Annotated in this window: 18 protein-coding genes; 11 read left to right on the top strand and 7 right to left on the bottom strand. The window is 39.4% G+C overall.

The genetic code is table 11. From position 1 onward, the window contains the following. Positions 1-71 precede the first annotated feature (71 nt). Positions 72-1,238 (top strand): proline dehydrogenase family protein, encoded by a 1,167-nt coding sequence (locus AACM45_RS03460; protein WP_339140777.1) that lies wholly within the window; start codon positions 72-74, stop codon positions 1,236-1,238. A gap of 219 nt (positions 1,239-1,457) precedes the next feature. Here the strand turns inward: AACM45_RS03460 and AACM45_RS03455 are convergent, their stop codons facing one another. The 6 genes from AACM45_RS03455 to tsaE form a co-directional block, all read right to left on the bottom strand. Further along, complete coding sequence (locus AACM45_RS03455; protein ID WP_339140775.1) at positions 1,458-1,760, bottom strand: GIY-YIG nuclease family protein; 303 nt, start codon at positions 1,758-1,760, stop codon at positions 1,458-1,460. A 296-nt stretch (positions 1,761-2,056) separates the two neighbouring features. Next, positions 2,057-2,428, bottom strand: a complete 372-nt coding sequence (locus AACM45_RS03450; protein ID WP_339140774.1) for a DUF4258 domain-containing protein — start codon at positions 2,426-2,428, stop codon at positions 2,057-2,059. Further along, on the bottom strand, positions 2,428-3,627 hold the full coding sequence (locus AACM45_RS03445; protein WP_339140773.1) for an alanine dehydrogenase: 1,200 nt from the start codon (positions 3,625-3,627) through the stop codon (positions 2,428-2,430). The genes AACM45_RS03450 and AACM45_RS03445 overlap by 1 nt, the downstream gene beginning before the upstream one ends. 110 nt (positions 3,628-3,737) lie before the next feature. Next, complete coding sequence (locus AACM45_RS03440) at positions 3,738-4,001, bottom strand: hypothetical protein (protein ID WP_339140772.1); 264 nt, start codon at positions 3,999-4,001, stop codon at positions 3,738-3,740. A 377-nt stretch (positions 4,002-4,378) separates the two neighbouring features. Next, a complete protein-coding gene (locus AACM45_RS03435; protein WP_339140770.1) occupies positions 4,379-4,510 on the bottom strand; it encodes a hypothetical protein in 132 nt (43 codons plus the stop codon). A gap of 179 nt (positions 4,511-4,689) precedes the next feature. After that, positions 4,690-5,097 carry a tRNA (adenosine(37)-N6)-threonylcarbamoyltransferase complex ATPase subunit type 1 TsaE gene (tsaE, locus tag AACM45_RS03430; RefSeq protein ID WP_339140769.1) on the bottom strand — a complete coding sequence of 136 codons (408 nt, stop codon included), beginning with the start codon at positions 5,095-5,097 and terminating at the stop codon, positions 4,690-4,692. Positions 5,098-5,117: 20 nt separating this feature from the next. On the opposite strand from tsaE, the gene AACM45_RS03425 reads away from it, so the two are divergent. The 3 genes from AACM45_RS03425 to AACM45_RS03415 are packed head-to-tail and all read left to right on the top strand — an operon-like array spanning position 5,118 to position 8,275. Beyond that, complete coding sequence (locus AACM45_RS03425) at positions 5,118-6,149, top strand: hypothetical protein (RefSeq protein WP_339140768.1); 1,032 nt, start codon at positions 5,118-5,120, stop codon at positions 6,147-6,149. 33 nt (positions 6,150-6,182) lie between these two features. After that, positions 6,183-7,214, top strand: coding sequence for a hypothetical protein (locus tag AACM45_RS03420; RefSeq protein ID WP_339140766.1), 1,032 nt, complete (start codon positions 6,183-6,185; stop codon positions 7,212-7,214). A 32-nt stretch (positions 7,215-7,246) separates the two neighbouring features. After that, entirely contained in the window at positions 7,247-8,275 is a 1,029-nt protein-coding gene (locus AACM45_RS03415; RefSeq protein ID WP_339140765.1) for a hypothetical protein, read from the top strand. A gap of 44 nt (positions 8,276-8,319) precedes the next feature. Here the strand turns inward: AACM45_RS03415 and AACM45_RS03410 are convergent, their stop codons facing one another. After that, positions 8,320-8,703, bottom strand: coding sequence for a hypothetical protein (locus AACM45_RS03410; RefSeq protein ID WP_339140764.1), 384 nt, complete (start codon positions 8,701-8,703; stop codon positions 8,320-8,322). Positions 8,704-8,838: 135 nt separating this feature from the next. Here AACM45_RS03410 and AACM45_RS03405 point away from each other — a divergent pair, with 135 nt between their 5' ends. The 7 genes from AACM45_RS03405 (at position 8,839) to AACM45_RS03375 (ending at position 13,485) form a co-directional block, all read left to right on the top strand. Next, positions 8,839-10,002, top strand: coding sequence for an HlyD family secretion protein (locus AACM45_RS03405; protein ID WP_339140763.1), 1,164 nt, complete (start codon positions 8,839-8,841; stop codon positions 10,000-10,002). An 11-nt stretch (positions 10,003-10,013) separates the two neighbouring features. Beyond that, on the top strand, positions 10,014-10,325 hold the full coding sequence (locus AACM45_RS03400) for a hypothetical protein (RefSeq protein WP_339140762.1): 312 nt from the start codon (positions 10,014-10,016) through the stop codon (positions 10,323-10,325). 9 nt (positions 10,326-10,334) lie between these two features. Next, positions 10,335-12,512 carry a peptidase domain-containing ABC transporter gene (locus AACM45_RS03395; protein ID WP_339140760.1) on the top strand — a complete coding sequence of 726 codons (2,178 nt, stop codon included), beginning with the start codon at positions 10,335-10,337 and terminating at the stop codon, positions 12,510-12,512. A gap of 12 nt (positions 12,513-12,524) precedes the next feature. Beyond that, positions 12,525-12,836, top strand: a complete 312-nt coding sequence (locus AACM45_RS03390) for an HTH domain-containing protein (protein ID WP_339140758.1) — start codon at positions 12,525-12,527, stop codon at positions 12,834-12,836. Positions 12,837-12,963: 127 nt separating this feature from the next. Continuing rightward, complete coding sequence (locus AACM45_RS03385; RefSeq protein WP_339140757.1) at positions 12,964-13,131, top strand: hypothetical protein; 168 nt, start codon at positions 12,964-12,966, stop codon at positions 13,129-13,131. A gap of 6 nt (positions 13,132-13,137) precedes the next feature. Continuing rightward, on the top strand, positions 13,138-13,299 hold the full coding sequence (locus tag AACM45_RS03380) for a hypothetical protein (protein WP_339140756.1): 162 nt from the start codon (positions 13,138-13,140) through the stop codon (positions 13,297-13,299). A gap of 57 nt (positions 13,300-13,356) precedes the next feature. Next, positions 13,357-13,485, top strand: coding sequence for a hypothetical protein (locus AACM45_RS03375; RefSeq protein ID WP_339140755.1), 129 nt, complete (start codon positions 13,357-13,359; stop codon positions 13,483-13,485). The last annotated feature ends 378 nt before the right edge of the window (positions 13,486-13,863 follow it).

The following is a 13,863-nucleotide window of genomic DNA, read 5'->3' as shown; positions in this document are numbered from 1 at the left end:
ATAAACACATATTTTATTGAAAAGTATATTAGGGGGCACCTTATATTTGTTTCTTTATGAATTTGACATTTATGAAGCGTATTTTTGAAGATACTTCAATTGCTTTCAAGTTGAAAAGCGATTCCGAACTCGAACGGGCCTATTTTTTATTTAAACTGATATCCAACCAACCTTTGGTGAAAATTGGTACTGCCGTCACCAATTTTGCAATAAATGCGCACCTACCGGTAGAAGGCCTGATTCGGGCGACCGTATTTGACCATTTCTGCGGGGGGGTGAATGAAGCCGATTGCATGCCGATCATAGATAAAATGTACGAAGAGGGGGTTGCCGCAATTTTAGATTATTCCGTGGAAGGAAAGCATGTTGAAAACCAATTGGATAGTGCCTTGCAGAAAGTATTGGGGGTATTGGACTTCGTGAAAGAAAAACAAGCCATACCTTTTGCCGTTTTCAAACCCTCTGCCTTTGGTCGTTTTGAATTGTTTGAAAAAGTGAATTCAAAAAAAGGTTTATCCGTTTCTGAAGCTGAGGAATGGCAGCGTGTGGTCAATCGATACGATAAGGTCTGTAAAAAGGCCTATGACCTCGATGTTGCGTTGTTGATTGATGCTGAAGAAAGCTGGATTCAAGATGCTGCCGATGATTTGGCCTATGATATGATGTGCAAATACAACAAAAGGAAGGTCGTTGTTTTCAATACCGCACAGCTATACCGTTGGGATAGAATGTCTTATTTGGAAGAAGTTTGCAGCAAGGCCCGGAATGAAGGTTTCAAGGTAGGCATTAAGGTGGTCCGTGGTGCCTATATGGAGAAAGAGAACGGTCGCGCTGAGGATGCCGGTCAAAAGAGTCCGATTTGTGCGACGAAAGGTGCTACGGATAACAACTTTGACGCTGCCGTTACCTTTATGTTGGATAATTTGGATGTGTTTTCAATTTTTTCAGGGACCCATAACGAGTCCAGTAGCTATCAGTTAATGGAACAGATGAAGCAAAAAGGTATTACAAACGATAATGATCATATCTGGTTTGGGCAATTGTATGGAATGAGTGATCATATCAGTTATAATCTGGCCAAAGCAGGATACAATGTGGCCAAGTACTTGCCCTATGGACCGGTGCGGGATGTCATGCCTTATCTTATCAGAAGGGCTGAAGAAAATACCTCGGTAGCGGGGCAAACTTCTCGAGAGCTCGAATTGTTGAAGAAGGAGAAAGCCCGTAGAAAACTGTAGTTGAACTTACTTGTGACCCAAATGGATTCCTGCCTTTGCAGGAATGACAACGGTGATTGTTTCTGGATGAAAGGACTACGTACTGTCATTCCAAATTCATTTTGGAATCCACCTGACGATGATTTTGTATGGATTCCTGCTTTCGCAGGAATGACAATAACGAATCGGGTTTTGATGGTTTTTTGCCTTCGCAGCAACGACATCACGGAAGTGGCTACTTTAATCATACCAATCACCAGCCAAATCTTTCCATTGTGGATTCCCTTTGATAATGAGGTTTATCTTCCATTGACGTTTCCATGCTTTTATTCTTTTCTCCCTAAGTATGGCTTCATTGACATCTGTAAAAATCTCGAAATAAACCAATTTATGGAGTCCGTATCTTTTTGAGAAACCTTCGAGCAATCCTCTTTTATGTTCGAATATTCTACGTTCCAGGTTATTTGTCATTCCAGTGTAAAGCGTTCCATTCTTTTTATTGGTTAGGATGTAAACATAATATTGATGTATGGTCTTGTACATTCGAATTTGGACCCGTTTTTTAAGCAAAACGATAAGTTAGTTAAATAATATGTACCGTATGGGTTCCTGCCTTCGCAGGAATGACAATAACGAATTGGGTTTGGATGGTTTTTTTACCTCTCGGTGATTGGTTTTGAATGGATTCCTGCCTTCGCAGGAATGACAATAGTGATTGGGTATGAGTGAAAGGGTCCCACAATGTCATTCCAAACTTGTTTTGGAATCCACCTGACGATGAGCCCAAATGAATTTCTGCTTTCGCAGGAATAACAACGAAGATTGGTTTTGAAAAGTTCTTAGTCGCGTGGCGTTTGGTCTAAGCGCACTACCTCGACCTTTTCTGGGCAATTTCGCACTTGAATAGCTTTAGGGCCGTTTGAGATATGATACACTTTACAAGGTTTGGCTTTGGTATCACTTTGTCCGAAATCAATGGTGCCATCCTTAAAAAAAGACTTCCAGAGCACGGAGTCTTGGGTGAACTGGGCTTCCAATTCTGGCGCATAGGCGATGGGTTTAGATCTTAGGTCTTTTAAAACCCGACAATTCGGGAAGTAACAAAATTCCGTACCACTATCCGCCGATTTCTTTTTTAGGAAAAAGGCCAGAAACACGATTCCAATCGAAAGACCTACCAAATACCAGCCCAAACGTTTTATAAATGCCATTAAAAAATTAAAAAGTTGATATCGTTATAGGGGAGTCCGAACCAATCACCAACCGATTTGTTGGTCAAAATGCCATGATAGAGGTAAAGTCCGTTGCGAAGCCCTTTGTCAAATCGCAATGAATTTTCAAGACCACCGTCTTCACCGATTTTCAATAAATAAGGTGTAAAGATATTACTAATTGAGATAGAGGAGGTACGCGGATAACGCGACGGAATATTCGGGACCCCATAATGGACTACCCCGAACTTTTCGACAGTAGGCTTTTTATGGGTCGTAATCTCAGAAGTCTCGAAACACCCACCCATATCAATGCTTACATCGATGACTACGGCACCTTTTTTCATATTTTCGACCATGGCACTCGAAACAACCACAGGGGAGCGATCTTTGCCACGGGTCGCCCCGATGGCCACGTCACAACGTTTTAAGGACTTCAACAAATTTTTGGGTTGTATGGTCGAGGTGTAAACCGTTTGCTTCAGGTTTGTCTGTATATTGCGCAGTTTGGTAATGGAATTATCGAATATTTTCACATTGGCGCCAAGCCCGAGTGCCGAACGTGCCGCAAATTCCCCTACGGTCCCGGCGCCTATGATAACCACCTCAACAGGGGGCACTCCGCTAATGTTGCCAAACATCAAGCCATTACCGTTGCCGGTCGTAGCCATCAATTCTGATGCAATCAAAATGGAAGAGATACCTGCAATTTCGCTTAACGACCGTACGGCGGGGTACTTGCCATCTTCATCACGAATATATTCAAAGGCGATGGCCGTAATCCGTTTTTTGGCGAGGTGCTCAAAATATTCCTTTGATTGTGTTTTGATCTGCAAGGCTGAAATGATTATGGTCTGCGGATTGATCAATTCAATTTCAGCAAGGGTAGGGGGCTCTACTTTTAACAATAACGGACATGAAAACACCTTTTTGGTATCGTTGCAAATCTCGGCACCCGCCTCGGTATAATCTTTATCAGAATAGTTGGCCCCTTCACCGGCCCCGGCCTCGATCATGACCCGATGCCCATTGGCCGTAATGGCATTAACCGCATCTGGCGTCAAACAAATACGCTTTTCTTGGTATTGGTTCTCTTTAGGGAGGCCAATAAAAAGCTCCCCTTTTTGTTTTAAGATCTCAAGGGTCTCTTCTTGGGGCAGTAATTGTTGTTTGCTAAAAGGAGAGGAAGGTTGGTTCATGTAATGTAAATCTAATCAAATAGGGCAAACCCCTATGCCTAGTTTATTAACTTGGTTACCGCTTTTTTAGAACGGTCAGACCCATAATGGTGGCTCTAGGTGATTCAAATTTACATTTTTTTCTCAAGGGTCTCTTTGCGTTGCTCCAACTTTTCCCGTTCTTTACGCAATTCTTCCTTTGCTTTAAGAACATTCAATTCTTCGTCCATGGCGTCGAGATCGATACCATGTACATGTTTGTCATAAAGCTTTAAACGGATAAAATAAACAAAGGGGATTATTACAATACAAACGGGTAATAACCACATTAAGTTCTCACTGTCAATAACTTCATCTTCAGAAAAATAAAGTTCAAATAACTGAAAACTATACATTAAAATCGGAATCAATATAATATGGTGCCACCAATGTCTACAAGTAAGGAACCAAATTACTAATAGGTAAAAAGGAACTAACTTTGATACTAGAAACCAAACATGTGATTCCACACTTGGGTACCCGTTTAAACCTATGGTTAAACCTAAAATATTAAAAGTATCTCCCTCCCCAGCACCTGGCATGTATTCATGTGTTTTAAACACAAAAGGGGAAAGCATAATAAGGAAAGCCACCAAAGATTCAATAAGAATTCTTTTTTTTGCTAGTTGGTTAAATTTAGTTTTCCGCTTCATTAACTTAAAGTTACAAATAGGACAACGAAAAAGGGGCAATATTAGTATTGCCCCCTTTAAGATAATTTAAAAAGTAGAAGTTATCTTTTCTTCATAACAACTTCACTTTTCTTAATACCAGTATCTTGGTCGTCGATAGTAATCGTAGAAACCGCGGTGGTCGCCAACATTACAACGGCCAAGATTCCAAAAATCATTCTTTTAGTGTTCATCGTACTAAATTTTTGGATTAATAAATGAATTCATTAAATGCAAATGTAGGAAAAAATACAGTCATAAATGCATTTCAACGAAAAAAAATGCATTTCAACTGAGATTTACAACATTTCATCGACCTGAATTCTCTCAATGGAAATTTAGCAAAAGAATTTTAAGAAGCTATTTGTAAGAATCAATATTCGATACGACGGGTCGTTTCGTCGATAAACAGCAATTTTAGGGGTAAGATACCTTCTGGTAGCAGATTGGGTATCTTTTCTGGCCATTCGATAAAGATATAGGCATCTTTCTCAAAGTAGTCGTCCAAGCCCAAATCATAAGCTTCTTCTTCAGAGCTTAAGCGATAGAAATCAAAATGATAAGCAAGTAGTTCCCCTGAATCATCGTGATATTCGTTGACGATACCAAATGTAGGACTATTGCCACAGTCTACTGCTCCTATATGTTGTAACATCACTTTAATTAACGTGGTTTTACCGACACCCATTTCGCCGTAAAAACAAAAAACTTTTTTCGTTGTTTTTGTTAAAACTGCAGCGGCTATATCGAAAATATCCTTCTTGTTATAGATTATATTCATAAGAATTGTATCTTTTTGCCATGGTTGTATTCCCAGGGGAATTTAAGGACAATTATTTAAAAGAACTATTGCTAGCGGTCATACTCTTCTGTTTGCCAGCATTGATTTTAGCACATAAATTTTTTCAAGAAGACATCGCCAGTGAACTTGTTTTCTTTGGTCTTACATTTAAAAACACCCTATATGATGATCAGGTAATGGCCTATATCTTTTTATTGTCGCTGATTCCTTTTATGTATATGGTGTTCTTCTTTTTTCATGCTAAAGGTATAATGAGGTTAACATTATTGCTACCGATTTTGTGGACCGTTTATGATCAAAGCCTGAGTATTTTTTACATGATGGAACCTATCAATGCTTATGGAAAAACGCTTTCTTTCTGTTTGGCCTTGATAGCATTGTATTTTTTATTGAAATCATTTGTTCCAAATTTGTTGACTTTCAAAAAACTAATAAATCTCAAAAGAGCATCAAAAAACCTAAGTTCTTTGGTTCCGATAGGGATATTTTGTCTTTTGTATTGTTATAATTTGATTCCTGATGATTTGAATGTCTTCTTTATAGGTGATATAAAAATTGATAGCTTCCTTTATCGATCTTTTCAAGTATTATTTTACTTATTGGGAATTAAGCTTAGTATGTTGTTATTGTTATTAACATGGTATTTCACTGAAAAAAAATGGTGGAAATATGCCTTGTTAAGTCCAATCTTAATAACGATTTACCAACTAAGCACCTTCTTTAACACGGAGACCGACATTCTTGATGAATATGAAATTATAAGGGGATTCCCTTTTTTAGTGTTGATTGCAGTGCTATTGGTAGCCTTATCAAAAAATGCCAAAGACCAATACGTTGTACAGTCAGTCTACCGGAAAACCAGCTCGCAAATTGAAAAGTTATTGGAACAAAGAAATCAGGAACACGTAAATGCGATTTTGGATACCAAAAGACGATTGACCGACCTAAAAGAACAAAAGGCGACCGCCCATATCAACGATTTGATGGAAATCAAGAAGCAACTGGAACATGAATTGGGGGAACGGACCTAGTTTTTTCCTTTTTAATAGCTATAGTAAGCATAAATGACAAAATCTAGAGAAATATCGAAAAAAGGGTTTACTAAGGAAGTCGCGATGGCAGCACTGCTGTTTTGTCTGCCTTTGTTAATTTCCTTACACTTGTTATTTGCTGAATACAATACAATTACTTTTGACTTCTTTGGTATTACATGGACTCATGGCTTTTCTGCCGACCAAGCTTTCGGTTGGGTTGCCTTGACCACAGCAATGTCCTTAATGTATTTGTTTCTTTTTTACCAAAACTCGAAAGGTTTGGTAAAACTGGTTATACAACCCTTTATATGGTACCTGTTCTATAATTTTTTAAGTTCATTTTTTCCATCCATACCCGAATTTTTTGATCAACCCCGTGTTGTTCTGGTGATTCTAAGCAGTGTTCTGCTATGGTGGATAGCGCAAGTATTTAGAAGTGGAATTTTGAAGTCGAATGAATATCATACAACAAGTTTGTCGAAAAATGTGATTTATGCCTTGGTCATAGTTTTGGCATTTTTCATTCACATCAGTAATGAGTTTATCCCTCAGACATGGATTGAAATGGATTTGGGTTTTATGGTTGTCGGTAGTTTTGGATTTGAAAGTACGGAACTTTTTCTATGGGCCTTGGGCTTTAAACTAGGTCTATTGTTGCCCCTTTTAGTTTGGTTCTTTATGGAAAAGAAATGGTGGAAATATGCCCTTTTGAGCCCAATCTTAGTTACGGTATATCAACATATTGCAATTTTTAACACGGAGACTGATAGCCTGGATGATACTGAAATTTTTCAAGCCTTACCATTTTTGGTGCTGATTGCAGTGATATTGGTGGCCTTATCAAAAAATGCAAAAGACCAGTATATTGTAAAATCAGTCTACCAAAAAACCAGCTCTCGAATTGAAAAGTTATTGGAACAAAAAAATCAAAATCACATAAATACGATTTCGGATACCAAAAGACGATTGACCGACTTAAAAGAACAAAAAACAACCGTCAATATCAACGATTTGATGGAAATCAAGAAGCGATTGGAACATGAATTGAGGGAACGGGCCTAGTTTTTTGTTTTTAATAGGTATAGCAACCAATAATGTCAAGATTTAAGAAAATATCAAAAAAAGGTTTTACCAAGGAAGTTGCGATGGCAGCACTGCTGTTTTGTCTGCCTGTGTTGATTCTGTTACACTTGTTATTTGATGACGATAGTGCCGCAACTTTGGATATTTTTGGTTTTAGATGGACCCATGGCTTTGTTAGCGATGAAGTATTTAGTTGGATTGCCTTGACCACATTTCTGTCGTTAGTCTATTTGTTTCTTTTTTACCAAAGCTCGAAAGGGTTGGTAAAACTGGTTATCCAACCCTTTATATGGTACCTCTTCTATAATTTTTTAAGTTCATTTTTTCCATCCATACCTGAATTTTTTGATCAACCCCATGTAGTTCTGGTAACTCTAAGCGGTGTTATAGTATGGTGGATAATGCAAGTATTAAGAGGGGGAATTTCGGACTCGAATCAATATCATTCAACAAGTTTGTCGAAAAATGTGATTTGTGCCTTGATCATAGTTTTGGCATTTTTCATTCGCGTCAGTAATGAATTTATCCCTAAAACATGGCTCGAAGTGGATTTGGGGTTTATGGTTGTCGGTAGCTTTGGGTTTCCAAGTTTTGAACTTTTTCTATGGGGTTTGGGCTTTAAATTAGGTTTATTGTTACCTCTTATAGCTTGGTTTTTCTATGAAAAGAAATGGTGGCATTATGCCTTGTTAAGTCCAATTTTAGTAACGGTATATCAAATAAGGTCTATTTTTAATACAGAGACGCACATCATGGATCAATATGAGATTCTTCAAGCCTTACCCTTGTTGACCCTGATTGGGTTACTATTGATTGCCCTATCAAAAAATGCCAAGGATCAGTATATAGGTAGCACGATTTATGAAGGGACCAAGAGGCGTATCGAAAAAATGGTATTGCATCAAAGCCAAAAAGAGGCCGATGACATTGAGGAAGTGAAACGTATGTTCCATAAATTGAAAGGGGAGCGGTCTACTACGGAAATCGATGCTTTAAAATCACTAAAGAAAACCTTGGAAAATAAACTAAGGAATACCTAATGAATGATGGATACCTTGGCATGATACCCTGCAAAAGTTGGCGTCTAGTCGCCTGATTTCTTATTGCGTTTTTCAATTTCAGCGGTCACCTCGTTCAGCAATTCCTTAAGCTCTTTCTCGTGGCGTTCCTTGATTTTTGCCTCGATGATCTTTTCAAGTCGTTTTTGCTCGCTTAAGGGCAGTTCCCCTGTTTTTAAGATTTCGGGGTCTGGCTTGAGCATTTCACCCTCACCGGTAATCAACCAAATCAAATTTAATTGCGGATAGGTACTTATAATCGTCTCAATGACATCACTGCCGATAGAGGCATTATTCTTTTTCATCCGCAGGGTATAGCCATTGCTGGCCCCTATAGAAAGGTCAAATTGTCGTGCACTTAGCCCCGCGTGTTGTATAAACTCCATTAAGCGGTCTACGGTCTTGAACATAGTGAATTTTTATGCGGTATTACAAATATACTATTTTCTATATAAAAGCTTTGAAGTAAGGATAAAGAATTAAATTTTGAGAATAATTACGATAATATAGAATATTTACTATATTTGAAATTCAGCTAGAAATCCATGAAACAAGTTTTTCCGAAAGAAATCATCGTATATACCGTACAGCATTTTATTCCCAAGAATTCTGTCGGTAGTAAGGTCATTTACGGTTTGATACTCACCTTGTTGATTGGGGGCTTTGTAAGCCTACCATTTATAAAGATTCCCATCTTCACCGCTGCCCGAGGCCTGATTAGGCCAAATATCGAAAGGGTGTCCATCACAAGTATCAACCAAGGTAGGGTCACCTTCTCAAACCTACATAATAATACTACAGTCTCCCCCGGTGATACCCTGCTCGTATTGGAAACCACAGTACTTGACGAAAAGCTTCAACTCAGTACGAAGAAAATCACAACCTTGGAAAAAGAGGTGAACGACCTGAAAAACCTTATTGTAGCTCAGTCCCCGAGCAGTACACACTTGAAGACCCCAAAATACCGGCGGCAATTGATTGAACACCGATCTCTATTGGCAGAACATCATACCAAAATCAGAAAGCTCAAAGAGGATTTTAAAAGAAATAAGAAACTATTGTCAAAAGGGGTTATTGCACAGGTGGAATTCGACGAGATCAAGCTCAACTACGACCTTGCCGAAAATGCATTATACCAGATAAAGAAAAGACAATTGAATATCTGGCAAACCGACCTCTCAGAATCCCTTATCGTGCTTGAAGAATTGGAAAACAATATCAAACAAGTACTTGGTGATAAGAACAGCTATGTATTAAAGGCCCCTGTGAAAGGGGTACTGATGAATACACAGGGCCTGCACAAAGGCAGTTTCGTAAATACCGGTGCCGTACTAGGTGAGATTACCCCGGATACCGAACTGATTGCCGAGTGCTATGTCGCTACCAGTGATATCGGTCTGATCGATACCGGAAAAGAGGTCAAATTTCAAATCGATGCCTTTAACTACAACCAGTGGGGCTTTGCCTACGGTAGCATAATAGGGGTCGCCGATGACGTGGTCCTCATCGAAGAGCGGCCCGTGTATAAAATCCAGTGCAAACTGAATACACGAACCCTAAGCCTTAAAAATGGGTATAAGGGGCAACTGGGCAAGGGAATGACCTTGAACGCAAGATTTCAACTGGCCGAACGAACACTCTACCAATTATTATATGATAAAGTGGACGATTGGGTCAATCCATCGAAAAAAGCGCTGGCCCAATATTAACTACAGATGTTATGGAATTTATTCAAGAATTAAAGAAAATGGAACGTTTGCACCAAATGGTCAAAAAAAGGGCTACGGGGCCTATCGATGTCATTGCCAGAAAGCTGGGCATCAGTATTTCATGTGCCCATAGATTATTGGAACAACTAGAGCAGTTTGGCCAACCCATTCGTTACGATGCGCGTGTCCAGACCTTTTCGTACATATACGGTTTTCATTCGAAAGTTGATATTACCATCGCTACGGTAAGCGATAACATGAAGATACCCTATACGACCTCTACCGGCCAGCTTATCCACAAGCATTCATTTTCATTTTCATAGTATCAAAGAATGGCAAAAAGAACGATAAAACAACATGATATTACCGATTGTGGGGCAGCTTGTCTGGCATCGATATCCGCCCATTACAAATTAAAATACCCCATTGCACGTATTCGGCAATATGCGGGGACCGATAAAAAAGGGACCAATGTATTTGGCTTGATCAAAGCAGCGGAAAAACTCAGTTTCGATGCCAAGGGGGTCCGTGGTGATTTTGAGAGCCTGTTCAAGATACCAAAGCCGTCTATTGCCCACATCATCGTTAAGGAAAAACTACATCATTATGTAGTCATCTATGGGGTCACGAAAACCCACGTACTGGTCATGGACCCCGGTTCAGGCAAAATGGAAAAACGGTCGCATGAAGCCTTCAAAAAAGAATGGACAGGGGTGCTGGTACTGCTCGTTCCGAACCAGGGGTTTAAAAAGGGTAATGAAAAGGTGTCCAATCTCAAAAGGTTCTGGTTTTTGTTAAAGCCCCATGGCACGGTATTGGTGCAAGCCTTTTTTGGGGCCGTTGTCTACACCTTGCTTGGCTTCTCCACGTCCATCTATATCCAAAAGATCACGGACCATGTTCTGGTCGATGGCAATACCAAACTGTTGAACCTATTGGGCCTGATAATGATAGCCCTATTATTGGGGAAGGTGCTGATCGGTGTTTTTAAGGATGTTTTCTTGATCAAAACGGGGCAACAGATCGATGCAAGGCTGATACTCGGCTACTACAAACACCTTTTAAAATTGCCCCAGCAGTTTTTTGATACCATGCGGGTAGGCGAAATCATTTCAAGGATTGGCGATGCCGTAAAGATCAGGAATTTTATCAATGGGGTCGCGTTGACCCTGACCGTGAACATCTTGATCGTGGCTTTTTCATTTGGGCTGATGTTCACCTACTATTGGAAGCTGGCCCTTATCATGGCCACGATCATCCCCATTTACCTATTGATCTATGTCGTCGTGAACCAGCTTAATAAAAAAGTGGAGCGAAAGGTCATGGAAGACGCTGCCGATTTAGAAAGCCAATTGGTGGAATCATTGAATTCGGTCGGAACGATAAAACGTTTTGGTCTAGAGGGTTATGCCAATCTCAAAACAGAGACCCGGTTTATCAAGTTATTGAACACAGGATATCAATCGGCCCTCAACGCCGTTTTTTCAGGCACCTCGTCCAATACCATCTCACAACTGTTCGTTATCGTCCTTATATGGACAGGATCTATTTTTGTGATCCAAAAAGAGATCACCCCGGGTGAGCTGTTGTCCTTTTACGCGATAGTGGGGTATTTTACCGGCCCCTTGGTTAGCTTGATCGGTGCGAACAAAGAAATCCAGAATGCCTTGATCGCTGCCGATCGTCTGTTTGAGATATTGGACCTTGAACAGGAGGAGGGCCGTAAGAGAATGGAACTGTCACCGGATAAAATAGGTAATATCAAATTTGAAAAAGTGGACTTCAGCTATGGTACTAGGGTAGAAGTATTCAAAGCTTTTGAACTTGAAATAAAGAAGGGGGAGATTACGGCCTTCGTAGGTGAAAGTGGCTATGGTAAATCAACCTTGGTCTCCTTACTACAGAACATCTATCCCATTAGTAATGGGAGTATCCATATCGGCAACACCAATCTGCGGTACATTGAAAACGAGAGCCTTCGTAGGCTAGTAGCGGTAGTACCGCAAAAAATAGACCTGTTTGCCGGTAATGTTGTTGAGAACATAGCCGTTGGTGAAATGGAGCCTAACATGGAATTTATACTAGAAATCTGCACCCGAATCGGTATTATGGAATTCATTGAGGGCTTACCCAATGGTTTTGGTACTTATCTGGGGGAGAATGGGGCAAGCCTTTCTGGCGGTCAGAAACAGCGGATTGCTATTGCACGGGCCCTGTACAAACAACCCGAAATATTGGTTTTGGATGAAGCAACCAGTTCATTGGATAGTGGTTCGGAGACCTTCGTGCAAAAAGTGGTACAACAACTTCGAGAGCAGCACAAAACGATTATCATCATTGCGCACCGTCTGAGTACCGTCGTCAATGCCGATACTATTGTGGTGTTGGACAAAGGAAAAGTAGTCGAACAGGGGCCTCATGAACTGCTCTATGCCAAAAAGGGCCTATACCACAACTTATGGCGGCAACAATTACCTAGGATCACCTATAAACTAAAACCTGCAATGTAAAAATGGAATGATATGAAACAGTTGACAAGACAAATAGCATTATTGGAGCGCGTAGATCGATTAATACGTTTGAAGGCCACAGGAAGGCCCAAGAAATTGGCCGAACGGTTAGAAGTTTCTGAAGCTACGGTGTTCAGGATGATAGATACCATGAAGGAACTAAACGCCCCGGTTTATTATGATTTGGCTAACCAAAGTTATGCATATTCAAAGCCCACTAGCTTCAGATGTGGGTTTTTTATGGAAGATTTGGATAAAGACACACAGCGTAATTTAACAGGTGGGTTCGGGTTTAAAAACATTGGACGGTTGTTGAAATTTTAACATTTTATCTTGTTGACTCTCAATAAATGAGAGTGCCCTTGCCCATCTTTACCAAGTGATCAAAACAGCGCGCAACGGAAATTCTGGTTTTGATTGCAAAAAACAAATGTTTAATTAAATTTTTAAAATGAAAGATTTAAACCACTTTCATGTAATTGAATTACATGAAAAAGAATTAAAAAAAACCGATGGTGGCCTTTTTGGCATATTTGAAGGTGTAGTTACAGCGGTCATCGCCATAGGTTTACAAGGAGTATATGAATTAGGAAAAGCCCATGGGGCGGAACATAAATAAATAGATATGAAAGTAGAAGAATTGACTAAAGAAGAGGTAAAAAAAATAAATGCTGGATTGCCTTATTGTGGTAGCGAGAAGCACAATTTAACTTCATTCTTGTTGAATGCACTTGCCCCGGGTTTAGGAGGATTATATGACTTAGGCCACTTGGTGGGATCAGAGTGATTATGTTTAAAGCGCATAAGAAATTGCTTCTTATGCGCTAATTTTTTAAATTTACTTATGAAGAAAAAAAATTATTTTATTGTAAGCCTAGTCATATCATTACTATTATTAGCTACCATATATTATTTTGGCAAAAAAGATGGTAATGAACATAATGACATCATTAAGGTCAGTGAGGGCAGATAGCCGTTTCTTTTTAACCTTTCAAAAGAGCGATTAAGAATCTTTTGTATTGTTTACATGGACTTGTTGTTCTCAATTCAGAAATATTCCAAAGAATTTTTCAATACTTATATTATAAATGGAATATGCCAACCAAGAAAGATGATATCACCTAATAAACCCCTGAATTAATTACTTAATTGGTTTTACATTCTTCTATCCATAGAAAATAGGGATAAATGAAAACCCAATACATACGCCATGGTATAACATTAGTCATACTAGCAATGACTTATATGTTGGTCAGGGAATTTATCAGGCCTTATGTAATAGCCAACTACTCTTGTTCGATATGCGAGGATATTCTATACAGTATTCCTAATTTCATAGGTGCTTTAATGA

Source organism: Croceitalea sp. MTPC5 (genome assembly GCF_036985505.1).
Taxonomy (GTDB): domain Bacteria; phylum Bacteroidota; class Bacteroidia; order Flavobacteriales; family Flavobacteriaceae; genus Croceitalea.
This window is presented reverse-complemented; position numbering and strand designations above follow the sequence as displayed.